This window comes from Paeniglutamicibacter sp. NPDC091659, from assembly GCF_044756805.1.
GTDB lineage: Bacteria > Actinomycetota > Actinomycetes > Actinomycetales > Micrococcaceae > Paeniglutamicibacter.
The window spans coordinates 113,147-139,258 of the sequence record NZ_JBIVTO010000001.1 but is presented as its reverse complement, the minus strand read 5'-3'; the positions used below and the strand labels follow the sequence as shown (position 1 = coordinate 139,258).

General features: G+C 65.9%; 23 protein-coding genes and 1 riboswitch. Of the genes, 11 read left to right on the top strand and 12 right to left on the bottom strand.

Annotated elements, in window-relative coordinates; genetic code table 11:
- Positions 1 to 46 precede the first annotated feature (46 nt).
- The 3 genes from ACIQLF_RS00630 to ACIQLF_RS00620 all read right to left on the bottom strand — a co-directional run bounded on the left by ACIQLF_RS00630 (position 47) and on the right by ACIQLF_RS00620 (position 4,262).
- Positions 47 to 1,240 carry a serine hydrolase domain-containing protein gene (locus ACIQLF_RS00630; protein WP_400293654.1) on the bottom strand — a complete coding sequence of 398 codons (1,194 nt, stop codon included), beginning with the start codon at positions 1,238 to 1,240 and terminating at the stop codon, positions 47 to 49.
- 51 nt (positions 1,241 to 1,291) lie between these two features.
- The gene (locus ACIQLF_RS00625) at positions 1,292 to 2,944 is read right to left on the bottom strand and encodes an amidohydrolase (protein ID WP_400293653.1); all 1,653 of its coding nucleotides are present in this window, start codon (positions 2,942 to 2,944) and stop codon (positions 1,292 to 1,294) included.
- A 64-nt stretch (positions 2,945 to 3,008) separates the two neighbouring features.
- The gene (locus ACIQLF_RS00620; RefSeq protein ID WP_400293652.1) at positions 3,009 to 4,262 is read right to left on the bottom strand and encodes an MFS transporter; all 1,254 of its coding nucleotides are present in this window, start codon (positions 4,260 to 4,262) and stop codon (positions 3,009 to 3,011) included.
- Positions 4,263 to 4,521: 259 nt separating this feature from the next.
- Between ACIQLF_RS00620 and ACIQLF_RS00615 the strand changes: the two genes are divergently transcribed.
- Complete coding sequence (locus ACIQLF_RS00615; protein WP_400293651.1) at positions 4,522 to 5,139, top strand: TetR/AcrR family transcriptional regulator C-terminal domain-containing protein; 618 nt, start codon at positions 4,522 to 4,524, stop codon at positions 5,137 to 5,139.
- Positions 5,140 to 5,166: 27 nt separating this feature from the next.
- On the opposite strand, the gene ACIQLF_RS00610 is transcribed toward ACIQLF_RS00615, so the two are convergent.
- Both ACIQLF_RS00610 and ACIQLF_RS00605 read right to left on the bottom strand, forming a co-directional pair.
- Positions 5,167 to 5,991 carry a DUF429 domain-containing protein gene (locus tag ACIQLF_RS00610; protein ID WP_400293650.1) on the bottom strand — a complete coding sequence of 275 codons (825 nt, stop codon included), beginning with the start codon at positions 5,989 to 5,991 and terminating at the stop codon, positions 5,167 to 5,169.
- Between the two features lie 116 nt (positions 5,992 to 6,107).
- The gene (locus ACIQLF_RS00605) at positions 6,108 to 6,422 is read right to left on the bottom strand and encodes a DMT family transporter (protein WP_400293649.1); all 315 of its coding nucleotides are present in this window, start codon (positions 6,420 to 6,422) and stop codon (positions 6,108 to 6,110) included.
- Between the two features lie 10 nt (positions 6,423 to 6,432).
- Positions 6,433 to 6,498: riboswitch (guanidine-III (ykkC-III) riboswitch) on the bottom strand.
- A 248-nt stretch (positions 6,499 to 6,746) separates the two neighbouring features.
- On the opposite strand from ACIQLF_RS00605, the gene ACIQLF_RS00600 reads away from it, so the two are divergent.
- Complete coding sequence (locus ACIQLF_RS00600; RefSeq protein WP_400293648.1) at positions 6,747 to 8,363, top strand: alkaline phosphatase D family protein; 1,617 nt, start codon at positions 6,747 to 6,749, stop codon at positions 8,361 to 8,363.
- Between the two features lie 74 nt (positions 8,364 to 8,437).
- Here the strand turns inward: ACIQLF_RS00600 and lhgO are convergent, their stop codons facing one another.
- Positions 8,438 to 9,646 carry an L-2-hydroxyglutarate oxidase gene (lhgO, locus tag ACIQLF_RS00595; RefSeq protein WP_400293647.1) on the bottom strand — a complete coding sequence of 403 codons (1,209 nt, stop codon included), beginning with the start codon at positions 9,644 to 9,646 and terminating at the stop codon, positions 8,438 to 8,440.
- A 323-nt stretch (positions 9,647 to 9,969) separates the two neighbouring features.
- On the opposite strand from lhgO, the gene ACIQLF_RS00590 reads away from it, so the two are divergent.
- A complete protein-coding gene (locus ACIQLF_RS00590) occupies positions 9,970 to 11,481 on the top strand; it encodes a M16 family metallopeptidase (protein WP_400293646.1) in 1,512 nt (503 codons plus the stop codon).
- A gap of 125 nt (positions 11,482 to 11,606) precedes the next feature.
- Positions 11,607 to 12,437 carry a MerR family transcriptional regulator gene (locus tag ACIQLF_RS00585; RefSeq protein ID WP_400293645.1) on the top strand — a complete coding sequence of 277 codons (831 nt, stop codon included), beginning with the start codon at positions 11,607 to 11,609 and terminating at the stop codon, positions 12,435 to 12,437.
- 25 nt (positions 12,438 to 12,462) lie between these two features.
- On the opposite strand, the gene ACIQLF_RS00580 is transcribed toward ACIQLF_RS00585, so the two are convergent.
- The 6 genes from ACIQLF_RS00580 to ACIQLF_RS00555 all read right to left on the bottom strand — a co-directional run bounded on the left by ACIQLF_RS00580 (position 12,463) and on the right by ACIQLF_RS00555 (position 17,566).
- The gene (locus ACIQLF_RS00580) at positions 12,463 to 14,151 is read right to left on the bottom strand and encodes a long-chain-fatty-acid--CoA ligase (protein ID WP_400293644.1); all 1,689 of its coding nucleotides are present in this window, start codon (positions 14,149 to 14,151) and stop codon (positions 12,463 to 12,465) included.
- A gap of 80 nt (positions 14,152 to 14,231) precedes the next feature.
- Positions 14,232 to 14,657 carry an aspartate 1-decarboxylase gene (panD, locus tag ACIQLF_RS00575; RefSeq protein ID WP_400293643.1) on the bottom strand — a complete coding sequence of 142 codons (426 nt, stop codon included), beginning with the start codon at positions 14,655 to 14,657 and terminating at the stop codon, positions 14,232 to 14,234.
- A 471-nt stretch (positions 14,658 to 15,128) separates the two neighbouring features.
- The gene (locus tag ACIQLF_RS00570) at positions 15,129 to 15,788 is read right to left on the bottom strand and encodes a 4a-hydroxytetrahydrobiopterin dehydratase (protein ID WP_400293642.1); all 660 of its coding nucleotides are present in this window, start codon (positions 15,786 to 15,788) and stop codon (positions 15,129 to 15,131) included.
- Between the two features lie 299 nt (positions 15,789 to 16,087).
- Positions 16,088 to 16,387 (bottom strand): DUF4193 family protein, encoded by a 300-nt coding sequence (locus tag ACIQLF_RS00565; protein WP_387529446.1) that lies wholly within the window; start codon positions 16,385 to 16,387, stop codon positions 16,088 to 16,090.
- 334 nt (positions 16,388 to 16,721) lie between these two features.
- Positions 16,722 to 16,967 carry a hypothetical protein gene (locus ACIQLF_RS00560; RefSeq protein ID WP_387529449.1) on the bottom strand — a complete coding sequence of 82 codons (246 nt, stop codon included), beginning with the start codon at positions 16,965 to 16,967 and terminating at the stop codon, positions 16,722 to 16,724.
- 146 nt (positions 16,968 to 17,113) lie between these two features.
- Positions 17,114 to 17,566, bottom strand: coding sequence for a MarR family winged helix-turn-helix transcriptional regulator (locus ACIQLF_RS00555; RefSeq protein ID WP_400293641.1), 453 nt, complete (start codon positions 17,564 to 17,566; stop codon positions 17,114 to 17,116).
- 261 nt (positions 17,567 to 17,827) lie between these two features.
- Here ACIQLF_RS00555 and ACIQLF_RS00550 point away from each other — a divergent pair, with 261 nt between their 5' ends.
- The 7 genes from ACIQLF_RS00550 (at position 17,828) to ACIQLF_RS00520 (ending at position 26,059) form a co-directional block, all read left to right on the top strand.
- Positions 17,828 to 19,045 carry a cytidylyltransferase domain-containing protein gene (locus ACIQLF_RS00550; protein WP_400293640.1) on the top strand — a complete coding sequence of 406 codons (1,218 nt, stop codon included), beginning with the start codon at positions 17,828 to 17,830 and terminating at the stop codon, positions 19,043 to 19,045.
- A 99-nt stretch (positions 19,046 to 19,144) separates the two neighbouring features.
- A complete protein-coding gene (locus ACIQLF_RS00545; RefSeq protein WP_400293639.1) occupies positions 19,145 to 20,038 on the top strand; it encodes an N-acetylneuraminate synthase family protein in 894 nt (297 codons plus the stop codon).
- Positions 20,039 to 20,193: 155 nt separating this feature from the next.
- Positions 20,194 to 21,210 (top strand): glycosyltransferase family 2 protein, encoded by a 1,017-nt coding sequence (locus ACIQLF_RS00540; protein WP_400293638.1) that lies wholly within the window; start codon positions 20,194 to 20,196, stop codon positions 21,208 to 21,210.
- Complete coding sequence (locus ACIQLF_RS00535; RefSeq protein WP_400293637.1) at positions 21,207 to 22,577, top strand: polysialyltransferase family glycosyltransferase; 1,371 nt, start codon at positions 21,207 to 21,209, stop codon at positions 22,575 to 22,577. The genes ACIQLF_RS00540 and ACIQLF_RS00535 overlap by 4 nt, the downstream gene beginning before the upstream one ends.
- Positions 22,577 to 23,599: a hypothetical protein gene (locus tag ACIQLF_RS00530; RefSeq protein ID WP_400293636.1), complete on the top strand. Its 1,023-nt coding sequence runs from the start codon at positions 22,577 to 22,579 to the stop codon at positions 23,597 to 23,599. The genes ACIQLF_RS00535 and ACIQLF_RS00530 overlap by 1 nt, the downstream gene beginning before the upstream one ends.
- A complete protein-coding gene (locus ACIQLF_RS00525) occupies positions 23,596 to 24,825 on the top strand; it encodes a DUF6716 putative glycosyltransferase (RefSeq protein WP_400293635.1) in 1,230 nt (409 codons plus the stop codon). Before ACIQLF_RS00530 ends, ACIQLF_RS00525 begins: the two co-directional genes overlap by 4 nt.
- Before the next feature lie 148 nt (positions 24,826 to 24,973).
- Complete coding sequence (locus ACIQLF_RS00520) at positions 24,974 to 26,059, top strand: inositol-3-phosphate synthase (RefSeq protein WP_400293634.1); 1,086 nt, start codon at positions 24,974 to 24,976, stop codon at positions 26,057 to 26,059.
- Positions 26,060 to 26,112 lie beyond the last annotated feature (53 nt).

Here is a 26,112-nt window from a genome sequence, read left to right as displayed (position 1 = left end):
GGTACCCGCCCGGTCACCGTGGCACCGCGGGCAGGCGCCCGGACAGTCAGTCCCCCGGCGCGGGGGAGGTTGCCACGAGGTGGTCGCTGATCGCGCCGAACATCGCTTCCGCGGCCGGCCCCTCGAACGGGTCCACCGGCAGCGCGGTGGAGGAGAGCTTCACCCCGACCACGCCGCTTGCGCGGTTGATGTAGATCATCTGGCCGTGGATGCCCAGGCAGAAGGCCGCGTCCCGGTCCCCGGAGGGGAACCAGAACTGGCTCCGGTACATGCCGCCGGGCATGTCTTCCTCGTGGTCTCCCGCGGCGAAGGCCTCCCGGGAGTCAGCTCCCCCGGCGAAGATGTCATCCGCCCAGGCCCGGTCCACCACGCGTTGCCCGGTCAGCGACAACCCGCCGTCCCTGACCATCGCCCCGAACCTGGCCAGGTCGCCCAGCGTGGCGCAGATGCCGGCGTCGAACACCCCGGTGCCGTCTGCGTCCTGGACGAGGTAGGCGTCGTTTTCGGCGCCGATCCGTGACCAGAGCAGCTCCGAGGCCAAGTCCGCGAACGGCTTGCCGCCGGCCTCCTCGCAGAGCCAGCCAAGCACGTCGGTTTCGCAGCTGCGGTAGGCGAAGCTGCCGCCGTGTTCCCGCTCGCGCTGCAGGCTCCGCAGGAAATCCTTGAGCGTCTCGGGGGCTCCCTGAATCGGCGGCGCCCAGCCGATCGCCCGGTCGAGTTGCCGTACCTCCGACGCGGGGTCGAGGTATTCCTCGGAGAACCTGACGCCGCTGCGCATGTCCAGCAGGTCCCTCACGGTGGCGCCCTCGTACCCGGTGCCGCGCAGCCCTGGGATGCAGTGCTCGATTCCCGTGGCGACGTCGATGGCGCCGGAGCCGGCCAGGGAGCCGACGACGCAGGACACCAGGGACTTGCTCACCGACATCAGCAGATGGCGGGTGCCTGCACCCATCTCCCCGAAGTACTCCTCGGTGACCAGCCGGTCCCCGTGCAGCACCGCCCACGCGTCGGTGCGGGTCTCCGCCAGGATCTCGGCGACGCTCAGGCTGACGCCGCCGGGCAGCGGCACCTCAAGGGTCCTGAGGTCCCGCGGATGCCTGGCGAGTTCCGCCGCCGGGCCGGCGGCGCCGATGGTTGCGCTCGGGAAAAGCTCGTCCATGTGCTGGAACGACCAGCGCAGGTGCTCGGGTTCCTGCCATTGCGCGGCGGTGGGACGGTGCTGCTCGGTGGTCTCGGTCATGGGTTTCTCTCCTGTCGGGGGGGGCTGGCTCGGATTCGGGGCCGTACGGCGCTAGCCGGCCAGGCCGGACGCGGCGAGTTCCGCGTCGTAGGCGCCCTGCCCTGCCACCACGGTGCGCAGCACGCGCGCGGTGAGCAGCACGTCGTTGCCCTCGGTGAAGGGGTCCGCGTCGATGACCACGAAGTCCGCGGCGTACCCGGCGGCCAGGCGTCCGTGGGTGGCGCCGTCGCCCACGGATTCCGCGGAGTCGCGGGTGGCGTGGATGAGCGCGCTGGCCAGCGGCAGGGCCAGGTCCGGCTCGACGGCGCCGCGGGCGGGATCCAGCGCCGAACGACGGGTCGTGGCCACGTACAGGTTCGGCAGCGCCGCGTGGGGCGCCGTCGGTGCGTCGGAGGAGAACGCCAGCAGGGCGCCGGCAGCCTCGTACTCAGGCCAGGCGAAGCCGCGTTCGGTGCGCTCGTCCCCGAGCATCGCGTCCCAGTTCTCGCGCACCGCCGAGTCGGTGTGCACCGGCTGCATGGACGCGGTGACCCCGAGCTCCGCCATGCGTTCGGCGGTGCCGGGTGCGGCGTACTCAAGGTGTTCGATCCGGTGCCGGCGGGCCCGCGGTCCGTTGAGGTTGATGGCGTGTTCGATCGCGTCGAGGGCGATGGTGCTGGCCGCGTCGCCGATGGCGTGCACGGCGACCTGAAGCCCCGCGGCGTCCGCCGCGGCGAGAACCGGCTTGAGATGCTCCAGCGGCCAGATCGGCCCCTCGTTGCTGCCGTCGAAGTACGGTTCGTGCATGGCTGCGGTGCATGCGTCGATCACCCCGTCTGACACGAACTTCACGCCGACCACCCGGAATCCCGGGCCGAAGTCGCGGGCCGCCAGTTCGGCCGCGCGCCGCACCTGGGCGATGTTCGCCGCCTCGTTCCCGGTGTTTCCAACAAGCCAGTGCGCCGCCAACCGCAGCGGCAGCCGGCCGCCGCGGCGTTCAAGGGCACGTTCGATCGTGGCCAGGCCGATCTCGTCGAAGGCCATGTCCACGGCGCCGGTGACCCCGGCGGCGAGGTATGCGTCGATGGCCCTGTCGATGGCGAGGTCACGGTCCGCGTCGCTTGTCACGGAGGCCAGATATGGCCACACAATCTGTTCGACGGTGGTTTCCAGCAGCAGGCCCGTGGCATCCCCGTTCGAGTCGCGCACGATCCGCCCTCCGATCGGGTCCGGGGTGTCGCGGGTGATCCCCAGCTCGGCAAGCGCCGCGCTGTTGACCCAGCAGGAGTGGTAGTCGTTGCTGTCCAGGTACACCGGAACCCCGCCGAGCACCTCGTCGAGCATGGCGGCCGTTGGCCGGCCCTCGGGAACCGAATCGAAGAGCCAACCGCGACCAAGCACGCGGGCGTCTTCGGGTGCCGCAGCCCGCGCGGCAGCGAGCCGGGACTGGATCTCCTCCAGGGTGCGGGCGCAGGTGAGTTCGACCTTGGCCAGGGCCTCGCCGGTCATCAGCAGGTGGGTGTGCGAGTCGATGAAGCCGGGAACCACCAGGTTGCCGTCGAGGTCGACCTGTTCGGCGTCCGGGCCGGCGACGGCCAGGGCCTCGGTTGCGGTTCCCGCGAAGGTGATCTTTTCGTTTTCGACGACCAGGGCCTCGGCCCAGGACGCGGCCGGGTCGGTGTCGGCGGTGAAGATGCGGGCATTGGTGTAGAGCGTGGTGGTCATGCGGGGGTTCTCCTGGGTATTGAAGGTTTCGTGAAGGGCTGGCATTGCCGGCTGGGCCGGCTGCCTACTTGGCCAGGACATCCGGTGTCTCCACCAGGGCCGATGCGGACGGGGCGCGGTACAGGCGGGTGGCGAACACTGCGACGGCAACCGTCGGGACGGCCAGCAGCATGCTCGAGACGCCAAGGAAAATGGTGAAGCCGTGGCTGCCGAGCCATGCCAGCAAGGCGGCGCCGATGATCGGGGTCAGGCTGGAACCGACAAGGTAGACGGCAAGCAACGGGCCGGACCAGCGGCCGTCGGCCGAGAGCGCCGCGGACACCGCCACAAAGTACATGAACGCGACGGCGTAGACGGTGTTCCAGGCGATGAACAGGACGATGAACACGGTGGGATCGGTGGCAAACCCGGTGGCGATCTTCAGGGCGCTGCCGAGCAGTATCAGGATGGCCAACGGCACGGCGCGGCCGAGTTTGTCGCCGACGATCATCAGCAGGACCGAGCCGACCAGCCCGCCGGCGGTGGCACCGCTGAGCGCCAGGCCCAGGCCCTCCGGGGTCACCCCGGCCTGCGATTCGCCGAGCACCCCGCCCATGGCCCAGAGTGAATCCTCGGCCACGGCCCAGAGCGCGAAGACGACCAGCAAGGTGAAACCGGCAATTGTCACCCGGTGGTCGCCGGACCTCGTCGTTGTGCGGCCGCCTGGCATCGGCACGGCCTCGGCGATTGCGGCCGCGGTCTGCGGGTTCTCGACGGGCACCTGCGGCAGCCAGGCACTGAGCACCAGGCCGATCAGGCTGAACAGCGCCAGTGCGCCGAAGACGTTGATCGGGGCGAGGCCCAGCACCGGCAGCACGGCAAGCACCACGGTGATGATTGCGCGGTTGGCCAGCCCGTTGAACCCGGCAACACGGTCCGGGTTGATGAATGCGGCGAAGGCTGCGCCGGAGGCCGCAACGGCACCGCCGGCGCCGGCACCGCCGATCAGCAGGCCGGCGATGATCACCGCAGGGCTGGGGACCAGCGCGGCGGCGCCGAAGGCCAGCACGCCAAGGAGTAGCCCGCCGCGGGCCACGGAAAGCCGGGAGCGCCCGGCACACAGCGGCGCGACTGACAGGCCGACGATCGCGGTGGCCAGCAGCACCCCGGTGACGATCCACCCGGCGGTGATGAAGTCGACCCCGATGGACACCTCCAGCGCGGTGATCATGTACGGCGAGAGGTTGACGCCGAGGTAGCCGGCGATGGCAATGGCAAAGGTGGCCGAGGCGCTGGGCAGCCGCAGGGGGATGCGGCCGGCGTGGGGAGCGTGGGACATAGGGGGGTCTCTCCAGGATTCTGACACTGACGACGTGGAAACGGTGAGCGGGGAATGCGACCAAGGGGCGACATTCACGTAAACTAACGGTGTTAGTTTTAACGAGTATGACTGCCGTCACATCATTTGGGAAGACCCCTTTTGGAGTCCGCCGCCACATGACATTGCGCCGCACGGCGCCCGCCTTGTCCTAGGCTGGGTAAGCTGGCAGGTCACCGCCCGCCCACGACCGATTGCCCCCGACCCCAGGATGCAGCCCATGGCCCGACCGCACCGCGCTGTGCTCACGGCAGAAATCATCGCCGATGCCGCACTCACACTCATCGATTCCGGGGAACCCTTCGGAGTCAACGCCCTGGCCCGCGCATTGGGGGTCAAGCCGCCATCCCTGTACAACCACGTCCAGGGATTGGAGGCCATCATCGAATTGGTGCGCGGCCGCCTGGCCGACCGTTACTTGGTGGAGCTCCCCGCCGATGCGCCTTGGGACGTGACCGTCGAGTCGACCATCCGCGCCGAGCGACTCATGTACACCTCGCACCCACACGTCGTGCCGCTGATCGCCACCAGCACCGTGACCGACCAGCAGGCCATCAACGCCTACGACACCACCGCCTCGGCGCTGGTCGACGCCGGATTCCCGGACAGCGAGGTGCTGGTGCTCGTCCAGCTTCTCGACGCGTTCGCACTGGGTTCGGGCCTGGACTACGCGGCACCCGACGCCGTCTGGCGCCCGGAGGGCAAAACCCGAAACCTGGGACGGCTCCTGGAGCTCGAACCGCGGGGAAAGGTGCGCAGCGACCAAGCTTTTGAAATCGGACTTGCAATGCTGCTGACCGCCTTGCGTGCCCGGCTGGAGGAACACCTGCGGGCATAGTGCCTCTTGGGGAGCCTCCTCAGTCGGTCATTCCCTCGCTTCGACTGAGCCCTCGGTTTTCGTCGCAGGCAAGCCTACTACTGCTGTGGGTGCTTGAAATGCCGTAAAAACATCCCCTAGCTGACCGCTCGGAAGATGGATCCAGCCCTCGCTGCGCGCGCTGTTGGCCAGAGCCGGATCGACACCATACGTTGACGCAACGGACACCGCCCGGGCAGTAAGCGAAGCAATGACCGCGTCCAGGAGATCGTCAGAGGACACCATCTTCTCTTCATGCGCTCCCAGCTGAAGCCACGGAGCTTCGGCCTTCAACTGCTCGACCAGTTCTCGTCGCGCCAAGGTTTCCGCTGAACCGGTTCCCTTGTACTTGGTCGCCCTGAATCCCCATAACTTCAGTGATGCCGCAGGATAAACCTCGGCCAATTTACCCGCACCGTCACGCGACTGGATTCCATGCACTTGCCCGATTTTCGCCTGAATTGCCGCACATCGCATCGCGGTGTACCCAAGTCGATCGGCCGAGACGCTAAGTGGCCTGATTCCCGTAGTCGCAGTGACGAACCGGTCAGTGGCACGGTAAGCGAGATTCCGTCGGCCCGCCAGCCCGTCTTGTTCGAGCACCGCTTGTGGATCATTCCGCTGATGACCCATCAAAAACGGGAGAAGAGCTTCCGGCCAACCAAGCGGGCAATCGATTCCCGTGACGTCTGTTGTCCCGAAAAGATCAACGATTTCATCGTCGGTGACAGCAAGAGACAGATGAGTTAGTGCCGCATTTTCACCGGTCCAACGGATGACGGCAACCGCCGTTTTCTTCGGATCGGCTGCAAGATCTACACCAAGTGTCCTCATGTAGCACCAGCCTACCGATGCCGACCGACTGCTCATGGTGCTGGTGGACCAGTCTGCAATCGGAACCTGAATCGGGACCTGCGTTTATACGGATTTTTCGAATGCGCAGGAGCCTTCTAGTGAAGGGACTTGAGCCCCACGACGCCGCCGACAATCATGACGAGAAAGAGTATTTTCAGCAGCGAAACCGACTCGCCGCCCGTGGCCATGGCATAAACGACGGTCAGTGTCGCGCCGATTCCAACCCACACCGCGTAGGCGGTGCCCAGCGGAAGCTCCCTCATCGCGTACGCAAGCCCGAGCATGCTGGCGATCAGGCCGACCACAAAGACGATGGACGGGGCCAAGCGGGTGAAGCCCTCGGATTTGCCCAGGGCGGTGGCCCAAACGGCCTCCAGAACACCGGAAATAACAAGCACGAGCCAGGACATGGCAGTCTCCTAAGGGCCGTCTTGTCGCACACCGGGTACGGCACCCATCGTCCGGGTCCCCAGTCACGGGGTCTACCTCCTAAGGTCGCACACCCCCGGCCCCATGGCAACTTCGCACATCGAGCCGTCGCTGCGCAGGCGCCAACGCCAAGGCCGGAACCCCGCCGCGACCGGAAACCGGTCTATGGCAATCGGTTTTGATGTGCCAGTCTGGGTTCACCGGCACCACCAGAGGCGGGAAAACCGATGATCGCTGGATCCACAGAGGCGGGCAGCCCGCCCGAACGCGCACAAGGCCTGATACTCGGGCCGATGCTCCGTCACGTGGACAACTCTTGCGCCAGCATCTGGGTCGAAACCTCTGCGGCCTGCACCGTCGAGGTCCGTTGCGGCGAGGACGCTTGGCGGGCCAAGACCTTTGCGGCACACGGGCACCACTACGCTCTCGTTGAAGTGTCCGGGCTGACGGCCGGAAGCGTTCGCCCCTACGCCGTGCATCTGGACAGGGAGCTCGTCTGGCCCGTTGATGACGGATTTCCGGACTCGATGATCGCAACCCTCGATCCGGGCAAGCAGCCGCGGCTGGCCTTCGGTTCCTGCCGTACCAGTGTTCCGCATGACGAATCCGGAAATCGCAGACACGGGGTCGATGCGATGCGCGCCTACGCCCTGTCCATGGCCGGGTCCGAGCACGGCCGCTGGCCCGATCTGGCACTGTTCCTCGGCGACCAGGTCTATGCGGACTCCACCAGCCAGGAGATGCAGGATTTCATCCGCAAGCGCCGCAACATCGAGGAAGAGCCCGGGACCGAGCTGAAGGACTTCGAGGAATACGCCCACCTGTATCGGCTGGCCTGGTCGGACCCGGCCAACCGCTGGCTCCTCTCGACCCTGCCCAGCGCCATGATCTTCGACGACCACGACATCCGCGACGACTGGAACTCCTCGCTGGGCTGGAAACAAGGCATGCAGAAGACCAACTGGTGGCACGAACGCATTGTTGCCGGACTCGGCGCGTACTGGGTCTATCAGCATCTCGGCAACCTCTCGCCCAAGGAACGGGCAGCCGATCCGCTGTGGCGGCTCGTCTCCGCCCACACAGGTCCCGGCGAACTGGACCTGACGGCGGACCTGGACGCATTCGCCGAACGCGTCGACGCCGTGCCGGAAAGCTACAGGTGGAGCTACTGCCGCGACTGGGATCAGGTGCGCCTGATCGTGGTGGACTCCCGGGCCGCCCGCAAGCTTGAACCCGGGCAGCGCGCGCTGCTCGATCCGGCGGAGCTGGCGTGGCTCGACGAGCGGATGCGCGGCGGCTTCCGCCATTTGCTGATCGGCACGTCGCTGCCGTTCCTGCTGCCCATGGGCCTGCACCACGTGGAATCCTGGGACGAGGTTCTCGCATCGGGGAAACGCGGACGCCCCCAGGCCTGGCTCGGTGAACGCCTGCGCCTGGCCGTGGACCTTGAACACTGGGCAGCGTTCCAACGCAGCTTCCATGATGTGGCCCGCTTCGCCACGGAGGTCGCCGACGGCAAGCGAGGCCCGGCCCCGCAAACCGTCACGTTCCTCTCCGGCGACGTGCACTTCTCCTACGTCTCCGAGGTCGAGCGGGACAACGGGAGCCGAATCCTGCAGGCGGTCTGTTCGCCGATCCGCAACCCGCTGCCCCGGTTCCTGCGCTACTTTGCCGCAGCCATGGCCTTTGGGCCCGCCGTCCCGTTCGGGGCCTGGATGGCACGGGCCGCGCACGTGCCAAACCCGCCGTTTCGTTGGAACGAAATCGAGGGTCCATGGTTCGACAACAACCTCGCAATCCTGGAGGCCACCGGCGATGGGCTGGCGCTGAGCTGGCACACGGGAGTGGTTGTCGACGGGGACCAGCTGCACCCGCGGTTGGACACCGTCGCCGAGGCGACCCTTGAGGCCCGCCGGGGCTGAATCAGTGACGGAAGGGCAGGGGGCTGTGGCGGGCCTGCATCCCGCCCAAGGCTTCCCGAGGCCGGCGGCTGCCACTACGGCCGGGTGTTGACCTGCAGGTAGTTCTCCAGGATGTACTGGGCAATGGACAGGCTCGAGGTCGCCGCGGGCGATGGTGCGTTGCGCAGCAACGTCACCGGCCCCACCTGGTCCACCGCAAAGTCATCCACCAGAGAGCCGTCCCTCCCCCAGGCCTGTGCCCGGACACCGGCGGAGGCCTTCGCCGCGAGGTCCGCGGGCTTCAGTTCGGGGATGAACCGTTGCGCCTTTCTGTAGGAAAGGGACTTGACCAGCGATCCGCCGATCTCGTCGATGCCCATGCGCCAATGCTTCTTCGCAAAAGGAAGGGCGCCCGGCCAGCGCAGGGATTCGAGGGTGTCCCGCAGCGAAATCGCGGACCAGCTGTACCCCTCGCGGGCCAGCGCCGGCACCGCATTGGGGCCCATGTGCACGTCGTCGTAGACGCCGCGGGTGAAATGCACGCCCAGGAAGGGGAACCGCGGGTCAGGCACCGGATAGACCATGCCCTTGACCAGGTGGTTCGCCGCTCCTGACAGTTGCCAGTATTCGCCGCGGAACGGCAGGATCTTGGGCGAGGGGTCTCCCCCGACCATCCGCGCGACCAAGTCCGACTGCAGCCCGGCGCACGCGATGACCCTGTCGAAAACCCCGTCGAAAACCGGCGTGGACACCCGCACCTTCCCCTGCTCGATGGCCAGCGCCGTGACCTCCTGACCCAACAGGATCGTTCCGCCCGATGCACGCACGTCCTGCGCCATGGCCTCGGTGATCGCCGCATAGTCGACGACAGCGGTATGCGGCGAGTGCAGGGCGGCCACACCGGCAACGTGCGGTTCGATCTCGCGCAACCCGGCGGAATCCTCGATCCTCACCAGCCCGGGAACCCCGTTGGCGCGGGACCGCTTCTCGATGTCGGCCAGCGCCGCGAGCTCGGAGTCGTCGATGGCCACCACCAGTTTTCCGAGCTCGCGATATGGCAGCGACTTTTCCAGGCAGAATTCCTTGATCGCCACGCGTCCCGCGGCACATAGCTGGGCCTTGAGTGAACCCTCCGCGTAGTACAGGCCGGCATGCACAACCCCCGAGTTGTGGCCGGTTTGGTGCTTGGCCAGCCGATCTTCCTTTTCGAAGAGCGTGACCTCGCCGGCCTGCCGCTGGGAAAGGGCCCGCGCCAGGGCCACCCCGATGATTCCGCCACCAATGATTGCTATTCGTTGTGCCATCTCACGTCGTCCTTGTTCGCAGCGGTGGTGCCCGGCTCGTCCCCTGGTCGGCCCGGTTTCCGAGACGTGGCCAGTGCCCACTGGCATCAGGGAAACGATATGCGTATTCGAGGCTGTGTGTGAAGACCGTGACCCGGAGTCCAGGGCCGGTTGGTTGAAGCCCGCCGGCGCAATCACCGTAGGCGGACGGCTGCCAACAATAAGCGCGGCACGATATTGATTTGAAGCAATGCCAGATCAGAGGGCGTTGGGCTAGGATCGGGTGAAAACCGCCAGATGCCATATCTGAACCTTCGGATCCCTGATGAGAGGCCTGCATACCGATGATCCATTCCTCCGTGGTCGATGACGTGCCGGTCCGCTGGACCAACCAACCGGGCCGCTTCGGCGCATCGCTGGTGTTCCGGGTAGGCGTTCGAGATGAAACTTTTTCCACGGCAGGGATCACGCACTTGGTTGAGCATCTCGCCTTTTCCGGCGCCCCGGTGCCGAACCACGAATCGAATGGCGAGGTGGCGCTGGGCATCACGGAATTCACCTTCGACGGAACACCGACGGAAGTCGCAGAGTCCCTGAATGCGGTGTGCGAATCGCTCAGCGCACTTGCAAGCGGCCGCGTCGATGAATCGATGCTGGCCAAGGAACTCAACATCATGGAAGCCGAGGGGCAAACATCACCCGTGCCGCCGGAAATGGCCGAAGCACTCACTAACCATTACGGATTGTCCGGGCCGGGACTGGCTTTCGCCGATGAGAAGTACCTTGACCGGCTGGGGACCGAGGACGTGGCCAGGCATGCAGCCACATACTTCACCCGCGGCAACGCCGTCCTGGTCTGTAGTGCGGAGCCTCCGGCCAATTTGCGGCTCCCTCTTCCCGACGGCCCACGCCGGCCCTTGGCCGCCGCAAACCGCGTTGGTTCGCCAGGCCCGGCCGAGTACGTCAGCGGCGGAACGGAGCTGGTGATTTCGTTCAAGATTCCGGGCAACGCTGATGGCGCAACCGGCGTTGACAACTTGGTTCAGCAATCCCTTGAACGGCGGATCCATGAAGGACTGCGGCGCCAACATGGGTTGGTCTACGGAGCGGCCTGTTCAAGCGTGACCGTCGATGACGACTCCTCGCTATTTGTTGCAACCGTAGACGTGGCCCCGCGCAACGTAGCCGAAGTCGCCGGACGCGTCATCGACGAACTACGGGCGTTGAGGGACACCGGGATCACGCCCGAAGAAGTGGATCGATTCGCCGCAAATTTGTCATCCGACCGGGCCGAACCCGGTTCGGAACAGATGGAGGCGTACCAATGCGCGGTTTCCGAACTCTGCGGCCAACGCCCCTGGTTCTGGAAGGACTTCGCTCAATCGCTGGAAACCTACACGCCGGAGCTGACGGCCAAGCACCTTGCAGGGCTTGAATCCACCCTGTTGGTCGGCCTCCCGGAGGAATCAATTCCCGAGGAAGTGGATGAGCGCACCGGCGTCGTGTTCCCGCCGCGGCATTCGGAAACCAAGACCGGGCTGCAGGGTGAGGTCTACAAGCGCGGGCTCTTGGCGAGATTTGCCGGGGCCCCGGCCGATGCCCGGCTGGTGGTGGGCCAGGCAGGCGTCGAACTCACCTTGTTCGGAGCTACAACGGCCGTGCATTGGGAGGGAATCGTTGGCATGGAACGCGGACAGTTCGACGGTGGACCCGAGCTGATCACCCTCTACACACATGATGCGTTCCAGCTCGAATTCCTCTCGGCATGGTTCAAGCGGGGCGAGGATGCGGTTTCGCGAATCCGCGCCGCCGTGCCGGACCATCTCCAGCGCGTCGCCGCCATCGAGGACGACTGACTCCGGTTCGGGCCGGCCCAGCCTGCCCGCCGACGCTGCCTGACCGCAGATTCACGGCAACGCACCAGTCAAGCATGGAAACAAAAAGTTGACACTGCCCCAGGGGCAACGTTCAGGCTGGAACCATGAACCGCGAAAACCTTTTGGGCATAGGCGCCTTTGCCGAGTCGACAATGCTGTCACCCAAGGCCTTGCGCATCTACGACGAGCGCGGACTGCTGGTGCCCGTCTTCGTCGACCGGTTCAGCGGGTATCGCTACTACGCGCCGGAGCAATCCAGCCAAGGGCGGATCATCTCCATGCTGCGCGCCGCGGGCATGTCGTTGGATGCGATTGCCGCGTTCATGGGGAACGCTGCCGATGCCCCGGCAGCGGCCATGGAACAACTCCTCGAGCACGAAGCGGCGGTCCGCAACAACACCGAATCCATCTCCACGTTGCTCGCCCAGGTGCGGGCCCACCTGACGGGAAACCCCATGGAAAACGTTGCCCCCGTTCTTGAACCCGAACGCCACCTGCTCTCCGTGATGCTGCGCTGCACCGTCGGGGACCTGGACGACGGCATCGAGAATCGACTGGAACAGCTTCACGCCATTGCCCGGGACAACGGGCTGAACGTCGTCGGCCCGCCGTTCGGGATCTTCCACCGGGAGATCACCGAAGAATTGGACGGACCGCTCGAGGTGTGCCTGCCCGTCGATGCACTCACCGACCTTTTGCCCGGGCAGGGGGCAGACCCGGTGCGCAGCTACCGGCTGGCCGGCGGACGCTACGCAAGAGTCACCGTCAAGGGAACCGAAACCGATTTCCCCGCGATCCTCGCCGCCTACGACCAGGTGTGCGGTTGGATCGAGAAGGCGGGAGGCACCAGTGTCGGTCCGCCCCACGAAATCTGGCACGTCCTGCCGTGGGAGGCGGAACCTACGGAAATGACCGTCGCCTGGCCGTTCGCCTGAGTCCTTGAGGGGTTCTCCGGTGCCCCTAAAGCCTTGGCAACACCTGTTCGCGGACCTGCTTGCGCAGGATCTTGCCAAGCAATGAGCGCGGCAGGTCCTCGATCGCCACGATCCTCTTGGGCACCTTGTATCCGGCCAGCTGGCCGCGGCAGTGCTCGCGCAGGGCTTCCTCGTCGAGTTCTGTGTCCGGTTCCAGTTCGACGGCCGCAACCACCATTTCCCCGCCGCGTTCAAGCGGCTTGCCGAACACCGCGGCATCCTTGACGGCCGGGTGGAGGCGCAGCACCAATTCGACCTCGGTCGGGGCCACGTTGAAGCCGCCGGTGATGATCAATTCCTTGGCCCGGTCAACGATCTTGGTGAACCCGTCGGCATCGACTGTCACCACGTCTCCCGTGCGCAGCCAGCCATCCTTGGTCAGGGTCTTGGCGGTTTCCTCCGGGTTGTTCCAGTATCCCTGGAACACCTGCGGGCCCTTGATCAGCAGCTCACCGGGCTCGCCCTGTTCCACCTCGTGTTCCGGATCGTCAAGGTCCACGACCTTCATCAGCGTCGAGGGGAACGGCACGCCGATGGTCCCGGCGCGGCGGGTCGGGTGGAACGGATTGCCCAGGGCAACGGGCGAGGATTCGGTCATGCCGTAGCCCTCCACCAGCAGGCCGCCGGAAACCGATTCCCAGAGTTCCACCACGTGGTCCGGCAGGTTCATGGCGCCGGAAATGCAGTACTTGGCCGAGCGCAGCGAGACGCCCTTTTCCTTGGCGGCCATGGCCGTGCGCTCGTAGATCGGCGGCACGGCGCAGTAGACGGTGGCCGGGGACTTCTTCATCGCGGCCAGGATCAAGTCCGGGTCGAACTTCGGGAAGAGCACCAACAGGCCCTGCTTCTTGACGCCGAAGGTCAGGTACAGCGTCATGCCGAAGGCGTGGAACATTGGAAGGATCGCGTACAGGATCTCCTTGCGGTCCTGGGCTCCGGCCATCCAGGCTTCGCCCTGCAACGCATTGGCGTACAGGTTGAAGTGCGTGAGCATGGCGCCCTTCGGCGCCCCGGTGGTGCCGGAGGTGTACTGGATGACGGCAAGGTCCATCACGCCCGGACGCGGGTGTGCCGGGTCGATCCGCTCGGACCTCAGAAGGTCCTTCCAGGACATGGCGCCCGGGGCGGGAGCCGTCAGCGATGCCTTGGTCTCGCGCAGTTTTTTCACCGGCAGGTTCAGCGCCAACCGCTTGATGGTCGGGAAGGCATCGAGCAGGTTCACCGAGACCACGTGGTCGAGCTGCACGTCCTTGGGGAACTCGCGCACCGCGGCGGCTGCCTTGTCCCAGGAGATCACGACGCGGGCCTGGTGGTCCTCGAACTGGTGGCGCAGTTCGCGCGAGGTGTAGAGCGGGTTGTGTTCGACGACCACCGCGCCCAGGCGAAGCACCGCGTAGAACGCGACGACGTGTTGCGGGCAGTTCGGCAGGATCAGCGCGACCCTGTCCCCCGCCCTCACGCCGAGCTTGCGCAGGCCCTCGGCCGCACGATCCACCTGTTCGCCGAGCTCGCGGTAGCTGGTGCGCCGGCCGAAGAACTCGGTGGCAGGGCTGTCGCCCGCCTCGGACACGGAACGCTCAAACATTGCGCTCAGCGATTCGGTCGGCAACTCGATTTCGGCCGGGACTCCCGGCTGGTAGTTCTTGACCCAGGGTTGTGTTGCGGTGTTGTCCATGGAACTATCATGCCGCGAACCAAAGCCGCGCAACGACTGGTAACGGCGCGTCCTTGGCCACGTTTTGCGTGGCCGTCCCGCTATTCGGCGGCGGCGAAGAGCGCAAACGGCGGGGTGTACATGCCGTCGACAACGGCCTCCGCCGGCTCCGACCCCAGCATGACCATGCGGTTTTGCGCGTCCACGTGCACCACTGCCGGCTCGAAGACGCGTGCCTCGGCATCGTCCATGGCCGCATAGGTAATGAGGATGACAAGGTCTCCCACGTTGACCAGGTGGGCAGCAGCCCCGTTGATTCCGATGACGCCCGAACCGCGTTCACCGGCGATGGTGTACGTTTCCAGCCGGGCACCGTTGGTGATATCGACGATGGAAACCAGTTCACCGGGAAGGATGTTTGCCGCGTCCAGGAGATCCGAATCGACGGTGACGGATCCTACGTAGTGCAGGTCGGCATGGGTGACTGTTGCGCGGTGGATCTTGGACTTGAACATGGTTCGCTGCATGGTGGTTCCCGGGTGTGTAGAAGGCAAGGCATGGACCGGCGAATGGTTCCGGTTCGAGCGGCAACGATTCCTCCGACGGAAAGTAGGGGTAGATTCCCCTCGAACCATTACCTCGCTGGCTCGCGTTTCCGACACAGTGATTCTAGGTGCCGGGCCAAGACAGTTTCCAGAGCTTTGTGTCGTATATGACAGTCTTCGGGCAAGCCCGGCACATCGCTTGCCGTCTCGCGGGTTCCCAGTTGCACAGTCCGAAAGCGGTCTCGAGTGATCTGGAATGGAGATCATTCAGATGGTTGACCTGACGATTCGCTGCGGCACTGGATTCTGCGAGCTGCCCCTGAACTGCACTCCAGGCAGGCGGAAACCTTCCGCCTGCCTCGATCGTGGAATACGTGAATATGAACGAACCCGAGGCTTCCGCGGAACCGCTTGCGCAGCTGCGCGACGTCGGTTTGCTCCGGGTTTGTTCAGCTACCCCAGGTCCCGCCCCGCCTCCGTGGAGATGCAAAGCCGGTTTCCCTGGGCATCCGTGGCGACAACCCACATCGGCGCATGCTCATAGTCGAGCGCCACGCCGTCCGCGCTCAAGACCTCCAGAACCGCCGCGCTTTCGACAAAGGGAATCATGACGTCAACGTGGAATCGATTCGAGTTGGGAGTCTCCGTTTCCTGGAACCACAGCGCCGGACCACGCCCGAACGGGTCGGCCAGGGTTCCGTCTTTCCGCGCCTTGTAACCCAATGCGGTTTTCCAGGTCGCGGAAATGCCTTCCGCGTTGTCCGTGTCGATGGCGATCTCCACGGTGCGCAGGAGTTCCGGGCGCGCCACGGCACCGTACACCGCGGCCTGGCTGGAGATCGAACGCGCCAGCGCGGCATCCCTAGCGGTCACTTTTCCTCCGGCATCGTGCGAGGTGAGCGTGACGAAGAGGGTGTCATATCTCCAGTCAACGTCGGGATGGTGGTTCGCGTCCTGGGCCAACTCGCCAATGACGGCAAACAGCGACAGTGCCGCGGCCGAGGATTCACATTTCAAGGCGGTGCGCAGTGCCCCGAGCCCGTAGCGCCACAAGGGCAATTGGAGCAGGTTTGCATGGATCTGTTCGGTACTCAGAACATCTTTTGCTGGCATGATGCGCTCCTTCTGGTTCCGGCCTTCGACTCCGGGCATCCCCTCAGCGGCCAATGGTGCGAAGTCATGCGCACCCCCGGGGATTCGCCCGCCTATGCCGCAAGTCTCCCACCAATGCGGCCCTGCCCAAAGGCCTCGCAGGCCCGGATTGGAACCAGGGACGCGGCCTAGTTCCGCATACGACAAAGGGTCGGCACCTTGAGGTTCCTCAAGGTGCCGACCCTTTGCTTCAACCCTCCGATGGAGGCCTGCCGTTTCCGGCCGGGCCTCGCACCCCGGGGATGTTGAAACCTAGAAAATTAGCCTTCGCATTCGCGGCAGAACTTCATGCCGTCCTTTTCGGCGGCAATCTGGCTGCGGTGGCGCACCAAGAAGCATGAACCACAGGTGAATTCGTCCTCAGCCTGCGGGATAACCTCAACCACGAGCTCATCGAGAACGATGGCGCCGGGGAGTTCCTGCCCTTCGGAGTGGTCGACCTCTTCAAGGTCGGACTGCACGCTCTTGGCAGTTGGCGCATCCATGCTCTGGACCTGCTGCAGGGTCTTTTCGGACGCCTCGGCTACGTCTGGTCGTACTTCGTCATAGTCCTGGGCCATGGCCATACCTTTGCTCGTGGTGCTGGAATCGAGAGTAATCATAGGCGAGGAATCAGGGAGAAACCTAAACGATTGTCGCTAATTTGTGTGATTCGACGCCGAGAATCGGGTATAAGGGGTTGAATTTCGTACCCGGATGAGCAATGTCACCCGCCTGAGGCGTGAAACAGCCGGACTTTTGCCCGAAACCACGCGTTATGCCACCGGCGTAGTTGGGCTGGTGCGTCTGTGTATTAAGCAGTCACAACTTCGGAAACGCTTGGACATCGCAGACAAGGTTAAAGGCGTTCGGGTCCGTCGCGAATGGCACCAGACCCGAACGTTGAGGCGAGGCCTATTCCGCGGTATTGATTCTGGCCGTCTCAATGACTTCTTCGGGAGCCGGGGTTCCCTGGGCCTCATGGGCACGAAGCACCTTGCGTGCCCGGTCAATTTTCAGGCGTTCACGCGGATCCCGGCTCGGAAGCTGGTCGGCCGGGCCAAAAATGGAGAATCCCAGAAATTGCAGGCGCCACCGCAGGCGATAACCCCGGCTAAGCCCGGTGATGTCTTCAACGATGGGAAGTCGCTTGTCGCTCATGATTTTCGAGTCTCTTCTGTAAAGAATCAGCCGGCATGCACTGGCCGAATACCCCCGGGAAATCCGGTTTCACAATTAAACTGTAGTCCAATGATTGGTGCACCAACTAATTATGCGCAGGCAATCCGTGCCAAGTGAATCAAGGGCTAGTTCGGCGCCTGCAGCGCCGCTGCAATGACTTTCTTCATGCTCGCGTGTAGCCCCGCAAGTTCATCGGCGTCCATGTCAAGGCGGCGCATCATTTCCTTGGGCACTTCCAGTGCAACCTCGCGAGCGTCCTTGCCTTTTTGGGTCAGGACGATTTCGAGGGTGCGTTCATCCGATGCGCTCCTGCTCCGCTGCACGTATCCCATCGATTCAATGCGCTTGACCAGTGGGGAAAGGGTTCCCGGATCCAGGTGCAGCAGACCGCTCAATTCCTTGATGGACAGGGGCTCGTGTTCCCAGAGCGTCAACATCACCAAATATTGTGGGTGCGTCAGGCCCAGCGGCTCAAGCACGGGCTTGTAAGCGGCAATGACGCTGCGCGATGCAAGGGAAAGAGCAAAACAGACCTGGTTCTCCAGTGCCAGCGGATCTGCCAGAGGTTTTTCGCTCACTATGTTCCCTGCTTTGGTGGATGACTCGATCTATCCATCATAGGTACCCGGCCCGCTTCGCCGGCCACGCGCGGCAAGCTCCCGAACGGCCCCAAACCCAATTGCATGCAAACGGGCAACACCCGACACGTACCTCTTTCGTCCATCCCGCAAGCGCAATCCCCGGCCTGAAGACACCTGCTTCATTTCGTTCCCCACTCGTCTTCTGCCGTTAACCTAAATGCCGGTCGGGCGTTGTTTTGCCTCGATAGCGTCCTTGATGTGAGCACGAACAGTGAAGCGAAAACCTTGGTCATCATCCCCGCACGGGGCGGATCCAAGGGAATCCCGCTAAAAAACATGCGCAGGATCGGCGGCCAAACCTTGTTGGCCCGGGCCATTGAATCCGCGTTTGCCACGCCGTCAGTTATCGACGTCGTGGTCAGCACGGACCACCCGGACATCAAGGCCGAGGCACTGGCCCACGGTGCAACAGTCATCGACCGCCCGGCAGAGATCGCCGGAGACACAGCAAGCAGCGAATCGGTGTTGTTACACGCCCTGGGCACGCTGGACGTACTCCCCCAAATCACCATCTTCATCCAATGCACCTCCCCGGTGATCGACCCGGCGGACCTGCAGGCAGCCATCACCACGGTGGCCAGCGGCGCAGCGGATGTGAGCTTCTCAGTGGTTCCCGACCACGGGTTCCATTGGGCCTGCGATGAAACCGGATCCGCACATGCCATCGGCCACGACGTGGCACGGCGCCCGCGCCGCCAGGACCGCGAGCCGCGCTTCAGGGAAACAGGCGCCTTCTACGTCATGGACACCGAGGGCTTCCTCGATGCCGGGCATCGATTCTTCGGATCGCTCGCGCTGGCGCGGGTTCCGGAGGAACACGGCATCGACATCGACACCATGGCCGACCTGGAATTGGCGCAATGGCGTCTGGCTCGAACCACCCCGGCCCTTGGCCTGGACGTTGATGCGCTTGTCACCGACTTCGACGGTGTCCACACCGCGGACACCGCCTACCTGGGACAGGACGGCATGGAATCCGTGCGCATCTCGCGTGCCGACGGCATGGGCATCTCCTTGCTGAAGAAAGCGGGCATCCACCTCATGATCCTCTCCAGCGAAACCAATCCGGTGGTCACGGCCCGGGCAACAAAGCTCGGCATCGACGTGGCCCAGGGCGTGAACGACAAGGCCCGCGTGCTGAAGCGCTGGATGGCCGAGCGCGGACTGGATCCGGAGCGCGTCGCCTACCTCGGCAACGACGTCAACGACCTCGACCCCATGAGCCTGGTCGGCTGGCCGCTGACCGTGGCCGACGCCCGGGAGGAAGTCCATGCCGCGGCCCGGCACCGGCTCGCCACGCCCGGCGGGCACGGAGCCGTGCGCGAAGCGGCCGACCTCATCCTCACTGGACGCACCGCAACCAACCAATCCGCGGCACCCAGCCACCTGGCCGTCGTACCGGCCTGGGCCAACTAAGCGCCCCGCAGCCACCCAAAGATTTTCCATACCCACCGCCCCGTGACCTTAACCCAAACACAATCACCGGTCCGGGTAACTTCCGAAAGGCAAGAAACCATGAGCATCACCACCCTAGAAACCGCACCCGTCGCCATCGGAGACCAGCTGCTGGGCGCCGGCCAGCAGGTCTACGTGATCGGCGAGATCGGCATCAACCACAACGGTGACATGGAGATCGCCAAGCAGCTCATCGACGTCTCCGCCAAGGCCGGCGCCAACGCCGTGAAGTTCCAGAAGCGCACCCCGGACATCTCCACCCCGATGGACATGCGCGACAAGATCCGCTCCACCCCGTGGGGCGACATGACCTACCTGGACTACCGCTACAAGGTCGAGTTCGACGCAGCCCAGTACAAGGAACTGATCCGCTACGCAGCAGCGCAGGGCCTGCACGCCTTCGCCTCCCCGTGGGACGTTCCGTCCGTGCACTTCATGGAAGAGCAGGGCGCCGTGACCCACAAGGTCGCTTCCGCCTCGGTCACCGACATCGAGCTGCTCAAGGCCCTGGCCGAGACCGGCAAGCCGATCATCCTCTCCACCGGCATGTCCACCATCGAACAGATCGACAAGGCCGTGGAAACCCTCGGCACCGACAACCTGGTCCTGATGCACGCCACCTCCACCTACCCGCTGCCTCCCGAAGAGGCAAACCTGCGCATGATCACCACGCTGCAGGAGCGCTACCAGGTGCCGGTCGGCTACTCGGGCCACGAGCGCGGCCTGCAGATCTCACTGGCCGCCGTCGCCCTGGGCGCCGTCACCGTCGAACGCCACATCACCCTTGACCGCACCATGTGGGGCTCGGACCAGGCATCCTCGCTGGAGCCGAAGGGCTTCGAGGCACTGATCCGCGACATCCGCATCCTCGAGGAAGCCATGGGCGACGGCGTCAAGCGCGTCTTCCCGGGCGAGCTTGCACCGCTGTCCCGCCTGCGCCGCGTCGACGCCTAGCAAATGCCCCACGGCGGGGAGGACGGCCCGGCTGATGCCGCCGTCCTCCCCGCCGCCGGCGTTTGATCCCCCGAACGGGGCCCGCCGGCGCCCCGGGCACCGTGTCCCCGCACCGCAACGATTTTTCGCCGACGATCAAGGATCCACCCCACGCAATGTCGCAAACCGCGCACCGCATCAGCGTTATCATTCCCGCCAAGGACCAGGCGTCCTTCATCCGCGACTGCCTGGCCAGCCTTGAACGCCAGCTCGCAGACCCCGCAGCCCTCGAGGTGCTGGTGATCGACGACGGATCAAGCGACAGAACCGGTGAGCTGGCCGCGGGATTCCGGGACAGGCTGCCCGGACTGCGGATCATCCGCAACGACTCCCCGCGCGGGCTGGCCACGGCACGCAACCAGGGGCTGGACGCCAGCACCGCCCCGCACATCGCCTACCTGGACGGCGACGACTGGCTGGCCCCCGGACACCTGGAGGCCTGCAGCCGCAGCCTCGACGAGCTCGACGTGGACTTTGTGCGCACCGACCACATCCGCGTTACCGCCGGCACCCGCGTGCTGTACCGGGCTCCCCAGGCGCTGCGCAACGTCGCCCTGGACCCACGGGCGTCCATCCTTCCCCACACCGAATCCACCATGGTCGACTACCCCTACGCCTGGGCCGGCATGTTCCAGCGGCGGGTGGCCGATCGCGGCCTGCTGCGTTTCCCCGACGGGCTACACACGGCCGAGGACCGGGCCTGGATCTGGCGGCTGCACCTGGAATGCGACTCCTACGCCGTCAACAACGCCCCAGGGATCCTCTACCGGCGCGGGATCGACACCTCGCTGACGCAGATCTTCGACGCGCGCCAACTAGACTTCGTCCCGGCGTACCAACTCGCCTTCGGGATCCTGCGCGAAGAACCCGACGCCGCGCTCTACTGGCCCAAGATGATCCGCCAGTTCCTGGCGATCACCGCACACCACAACTCGCGAAAAGCCAACATGTCCCCCGCGGTCGCCGCGGACCTGGACCGCCTGGTCACCGACGCCATGGGCACCCTGCCCGAGGCCGAGCTCCGCGAGGCCTTCGCCGGGCTGGACCCGGAACGCGCCGCAGAGCTGGCGCCGATGCTGCCCGACTCCATCGACGTCACCGACCTCATCGACCCGGAGCGGAGCAACGCATGATCCAGCTGCTGATGGCCTCCACCGCCTACCAGGTCGCCTCGCTGGCGGCCATGATCGATTCGGGCACGCTGCCGGCAAGCGACGGGGAACGCATCCTGGTGCTGGCCGACGGGTCGCAGGTGCCGGAACTGACCACGCCCATCACCGAGTCCGCGGGGTTTGCGCAGCTGGCCGCCCGTTTCGACCGCGTGGTGGACCTCGCCGCACTGCTCTGGCCCCGCCGCCCGCACCAATTCAAGCCACGCTCCGAGGAGCTCGGGATGTGGGAGAAGCTGCTGCGCTCGCATTGGTCCCTGGGCACCGAAACCCTGCAGTTGGTGGTGGAGTCGATCCAGGTCAACCCGGCCATGGCCATGTGCCGGATCTTCCACGACGCCACCCTCCTGGTTCATTCGGACGGGCTGATGTCCTACGGTCCCACCCGCAACCGCGTCTCCCCCTCGATCAGCCAGCGGCTGGCCGGTGTCGCCTACCCGCAGCTGGTTCCCGGGCTGGAACCCCTGCTCCTGCGCGAGGCGCGGCCTCGGCTGCTACCCATGGACCCTGCACACCTCGGCACGGTCTTTGCCGCCCTGGCCGCGGAGGCCGAGGATCCGCGCCTTGACGCGCTGGCGCGGAAATCCGCCGGCTGCGTGCTGGTGCTCGGCCAATACCTGCACAGCCTGGGCCTGATCGACGAGCAGGCCGAACAGCATCTGCATGAACAGATGATGGAAGCCGCCCGCGACGCGGGCGCCGACACCGTCGTCTTCAAGCCGCATCCCGCCGCATCCCCGACCTCCGCGCTTCGCCTGGCGGAGGCGGCCCGGCGGATCGGGCTGGATCTGGAAGTCTACGAATCCGCGCTGGGCGCGGAGGTCGTGGCTCTGAAGCTGCGTCCGCTGGCGGTGGTCAGCTGCTTCTCCACCGCGCTGGTCACCTGCTCCACGCTCCTGGGCATCCCCGCACATGCCGTGGGCACCGCCGGCCTGCTGCAGGAGCTCGCCCCGTTCGAGAACAGCAACCGCATCCCGCTGACCCTGGTCGACGCGATGTTTGTCCACCGGATCGCCGCGGGCGCGGACATGCAGGCGCTCCTGGAGGCCACGGGGTACGCCATGCAGCCGGCGCTCCTGCCGGAACTGCACGGGGCCGCCGAGGCCTATCTGGGCAGCCACCCGGTCGAACGCGGACGCTACTTCAAGCAGCGCCGGCTGCACCGCCTTGGCCTGCCCAACACCTTGCCCCCGGCAGCCCCCACGACCCCGCCCGCCCGCGGACTGCTGGACCGCGTGGGACGGGCAGCGCGGCGCGGCACGCTGCCCCCGGCCAGGTTCATTCGCCGCCAGCTCGATCGCGTCGGGCTCCAACGGCCGGCGGAGCGCTGATGACCGCCCGGTTCGACGTCGCGGCGGTGGCCAGGCCGCGCTTCGGCCATGCCGAGGTGTGGGTGGAATCGCCCCTGCAGATGCTTTCCGCCGTGGAGGCGCACGGGGCCGGACTGCTGGGCAGCACCAGCCGCATCCACCCGCGCGGCGGCACCACGATGCTCGATGCCACCCTGCAAACGCTCATGGCACAAGCGCCGGAGGGCGTGGAGTTCGCGCCCTCCAGCACCGCCCCGCCGGCTCCCGGTTCCACGGGCGCCCAGCGCTGGGCGACCGGCGACGCGTTCTCCGGCCGCGTGCAGCGGGCCCTGCTCGGGTACCTCGCGGTGCGCGAGATCGTCGTCATCGACGACGGGATGGCCACGCTCGGGCTCCTCGACGCGCTGGTCAGCGACGAACCCACGGCGCTCGTGCGCCCGCGCTCGACCCCCGGCACCGCACGCCGTGCCCTCGGCGTGGCCTGCTGGTTCCGGCTGCGGGCGCTGGCCCGGGCCGGCCGGCTGCTGGTCTTCACCGGCCTGCCGGTGCCCGCCGACACCGCACGGAAATTCCGCGAACTCGGCGGGCACCTGGAACACCACGGCTTCGAATGGCTCAACACCCAGCCGGCCACCGAGCGCATCGCCGAACCCACCGTGGTGGTGGGTTCGGCGCTGGCCGCCGACGGGCTGATCGACGCCGAGCAGTACTTCCACTGGCTGCGGGCCCTGGCCGACGAGGGGCCTCTGGCCTACTTCCCGCACCGTCGCGAATCCGGTGCCTTCCTGGACCGGCTTGCCGCGCAGGGAGGCGCCACGGTCCACGCACACACCATTCCCGTGGAAATGCGCCTGCGCTCGCTGCGCCGCGGGCAGATCGTCCGCGCGCTGCCTTCGACGGCACTGCCCTCGCTGCGCCTGCTGCTCGGTTCCAACGGCGTGCGGGTCCTGGGCCAGGACGTTCCCGAGCACTGGTGGAAACCCGCCGCCTCCCCCGCCCTGCGGGCACACCTTTCCTCGTCATTGGAGTTTTTCACGACATGAACACAGCAGATTTCCGCCCCCGCATCGTCGCCGTCGCCGACTCTGATTCCTACCTGAAACTCGCGTGCACCACCCTCGCGGCACTTGGCCCCGGCTGGGACCGCAGGGTGGTGCTGGTGCGGACCCCGCTGGTCCCCACCGACGAGCAGATCGACGCCGCCGCCCTCGGCACACCCTTCGCCGGCGACGACATCGAGGTGCTGCCGCTCTCCGCGCTCGACTTCGGGTCCCTGGACGCGGACGTGGTCTTTGCCGCGGCTACGGGCCCGGTGGTCAAGGACGTCTTTGCCAAGCTGCTGCGCACCCGGGGCAACCGGCCGCGTCCGGCGGCCCTGGTTTCGGCGCTCCCCGGCGTCGCCTACCCGGCGACCGCCAAGGGGTGGCGGTTCCGGCGCATGGGCGATGCCTTCATCGTGCATTCGCATGCGGAGGCCCGCGAGTTCGAGCAGTTGGCTGAGCGGGAAACCGAGCACCGCCCGGAGGTCATGGTCTCCAAGCTGCCGTTCCTGCGGACCGCGGGATTCCCGCAGCCGCAGCAAGGACCCGTCACCTCGGTGGTGTTCGCGGCCCAGGCCAAGGTCCCGGTGCAGCGCGAGGAACGCGAGGCGATCCTGCTGGCCCTGGACAAGGTCGCCCGGCTGAACCCCTCGGTGCGCGTGGTGGTCAAACTGCGCGCGCGGGCCGGGGAACCGCAGACCCACGCCGAGGCCTTCCCCTTCGACACCCTGTGGGACGACCTCGCGGCACGCGGCGCCGTGGGCGAGAACCACCTGGATTTCGCGACAGGTTCGATGGATGCCGTGCTGGTCCCGGGCGCCGCGCTGCTGACCGTCTCGTCCACCGCAGCACTGGAGGCCATCGACCGCGGGCTGCCGGTCCTGGTGATCACGGACTTCGGACTCAACGAATCGATGCTCAACACCGTGTTCCGCGGATCGGGCCTGCTGGGCACCCTCGAGGACGCCCAGGGGCTGCAGTTCTCCCCGCCCAACCGGGCCTGGCTGCGCGAGAACTATTTCCACCGCCGCGGCCCGGAGTTCGCCTCTGCCCTCGAAAGCTACGCCCTGCGGGCCCGTCGCGGGCAGCTGGAGACCAGCGAGTCGCAGCTTGCCCTGGTGCGCGAGCCGGCCCTGCGCAAGCGACTGCGGTCCCGCCTGCGCACCCGGCTGCCACGTCCCGTGCTGAACGCGCTGCGCAAGCTCCGGCGGCGCCTGGCAAGCCTCTGAGCCCCTCCGCCAAGGGGTCTCCCCCAGCGTCACATGCGCCGGTCACGGCGCCGCCGGGAATAACCGGCCGGCTTTCTCACTTAGCATTGTTAAAGAACTGGACGGTGGGTCTTCCCCTGCCCAGAAGTTAACAGTTTGAGGAGTCAAGGTGTCGGAAAATCCGATTCGGGTTGCAATCGTTGGCGTGGGCAACTGCGCCACGTCGTTGGTTCAGGGTGTCGAGTACTACCGTGAGGCAGACCCCCAGGCCACTGTTCCGGGTCTGATGCACGTGCAGTTCGGCAAGTACCACGTCAACGACGTCACGTTCGTTGCAGCATTCGACGTCGACGAGAAGAAGGTCGGCCTGGACCTGGCCGACGCCATCCTCGCCTCGGAGAACAACACCATCAAGATCGCCGACGTCCCGGCGACCGGCGTCATCGTCAAGCGCGGCCACACCCTCGACGGCCTGGGCAAGTACTACCGCGAGACCATCACCGAGTCCTCCGCTGAGCCTGTCGACATGGTTTCCACCCTGAAGGACCTGAACGTCGACGTCCTGGTTTGCTACCTTCCGGTTGGTTCGGATGCCGCAGCCAAGTTCTACGCACAGGCTTGCATCGACGCCGGCGTGGCCTTCGTCAACGCCCTGCCGGTCTTCATCGCCGGCACCAAGGAATGGGCCGACAAGTTCACCGCAGCCGGTGTCCCGATCGTCGGCGACGACATCAAGTCCCAGATCGGCGCCACCATCACGCACCGCGTGATGGCCAAGCTCTTCGAAGACCGCGGCGTCACGCTGGACCGCACCTACCAGCTCAACGTCGGCGGCAACATGGACTTCAAGAACATGCTTGAGCGCGACCGCCTGGAATCCAAGAAGATCTCCAAGACCCAGGCCGTCACTTCCAACACCACCGCGGTGCTGTCCGACGACGACGTCCACATCGGCCCGTCCGACTACGTTGCCTGGCTCGACGACCGCAAGTGGGCCTTCGTGCGCCTCGAGGGCCGAAACTTCGGCGACGCCCCGGTGTCCCTGGAATACAAGCTGGAGGTCTGGGACTCCCCGAACTCCGCCGGCGTGATCATCGACGCAGTGCGCGCCGCCAAGATCGCCCTGGACCGCGGCGTGGGCGGACCGATCCTCTCGGCCTCCTCCTACTTCATGAAGTCCCCGCCGGAGCAGTACAACGATGACATCGCCAAGGAAAAGGTCGAGGCCTTCATCCGCGGCGACATCGAGCGCTAAGCCCCGTCCCCAAGACGCTGTGGCGGTCCGCCCTCCTTCCGGGGGGCGGACCG

Excerpts from the sequence above, each read along its gene's own strand:
- ACIQLF_RS00630 (WP_400293654.1), bottom strand. The coding sequence starts at position 1,240 with ATGACCGAGACCACCGAGCAGCACCGTCCCACCGCCGCGCAATGGCAG.
- ACIQLF_RS00625 (WP_400293653.1), bottom strand. The coding sequence starts at position 2,944 with ATGACCACCACGCTCTACACCAATGCCCGCATCTTCACCGCCGACACC.
- ACIQLF_RS00620 (WP_400293652.1), bottom strand. The coding sequence starts at position 4,262 with ATGTCCCACGCTCCCCACGCCGGCCGCATCCCCCTGCGGCTGCCCAGC.
- ACIQLF_RS00615 (WP_400293651.1), top strand. The coding sequence starts at position 4,522 with ATGGCCCGACCGCACCGCGCTGTGCTCACGGCAGAAATCATCGCCGAT.
- ACIQLF_RS00610 (WP_400293650.1), bottom strand. The coding sequence starts at position 5,991 with ATGAGGACACTTGGTGTAGATCTTGCAGCCGATCCGAAGAAAACGGCG.
- ACIQLF_RS00605 (WP_400293649.1), bottom strand. The coding sequence starts at position 6,422 with ATGTCCTGGCTCGTGCTTGTTATTTCCGGTGTTCTGGAGGCCGTTTGG.
- lhgO (WP_400293647.1), bottom strand. The coding sequence starts at position 9,646 with ATGGCACAACGAATAGCAATCATTGGTGGCGGAATCATCGGGGTGGCC.
- ACIQLF_RS00590 (WP_400293646.1), top strand. The coding sequence starts at position 9,970 with ATGATCCATTCCTCCGTGGTCGATGACGTGCCGGTCCGCTGGACCAAC.
- ACIQLF_RS00585 (WP_400293645.1), top strand. The coding sequence starts at position 11,607 with ATGAACCGCGAAAACCTTTTGGGCATAGGCGCCTTTGCCGAGTCGACA.
- ACIQLF_RS00580 (WP_400293644.1), bottom strand. The coding sequence starts at position 14,151 with ATGGACAACACCGCAACACAACCCTGGGTCAAGAACTACCAGCCGGGA.
- panD (WP_400293643.1), bottom strand. The coding sequence starts at position 14,657 with ATGCAGCGAACCATGTTCAAGTCCAAGATCCACCGCGCAACAGTCACC.
- ACIQLF_RS00570 (WP_400293642.1), bottom strand. The coding sequence starts at position 15,788 with ATGCCAGCAAAAGATGTTCTGAGTACCGAACAGATCCATGCAAACCTG.
- ACIQLF_RS00565 (WP_387529446.1), bottom strand. The coding sequence starts at position 16,387 with ATGGCCCAGGACTATGACGAAGTACGACCAGACGTAGCCGAGGCGTCC.
- ACIQLF_RS00560 (WP_387529449.1), bottom strand. The coding sequence starts at position 16,967 with ATGAGCGACAAGCGACTTCCCATCGTTGAAGACATCACCGGGCTTAGC.
- ACIQLF_RS00545 (WP_400293639.1), top strand. The coding sequence starts at position 19,145 with ATGAGCATCACCACCCTAGAAACCGCACCCGTCGCCATCGGAGACCAG.
- ACIQLF_RS00540 (WP_400293638.1), top strand. The coding sequence starts at position 20,194 with ATGTCGCAAACCGCGCACCGCATCAGCGTTATCATTCCCGCCAAGGAC.
- ACIQLF_RS00535 (WP_400293637.1), top strand. The coding sequence starts at position 21,207 with ATGATCCAGCTGCTGATGGCCTCCACCGCCTACCAGGTCGCCTCGCTG.
- ACIQLF_RS00530 (WP_400293636.1), top strand. The coding sequence starts at position 22,577 with ATGACCGCCCGGTTCGACGTCGCGGCGGTGGCCAGGCCGCGCTTCGGC.
- ACIQLF_RS00525 (WP_400293635.1), top strand. The coding sequence starts at position 23,596 with ATGAACACAGCAGATTTCCGCCCCCGCATCGTCGCCGTCGCCGACTCT.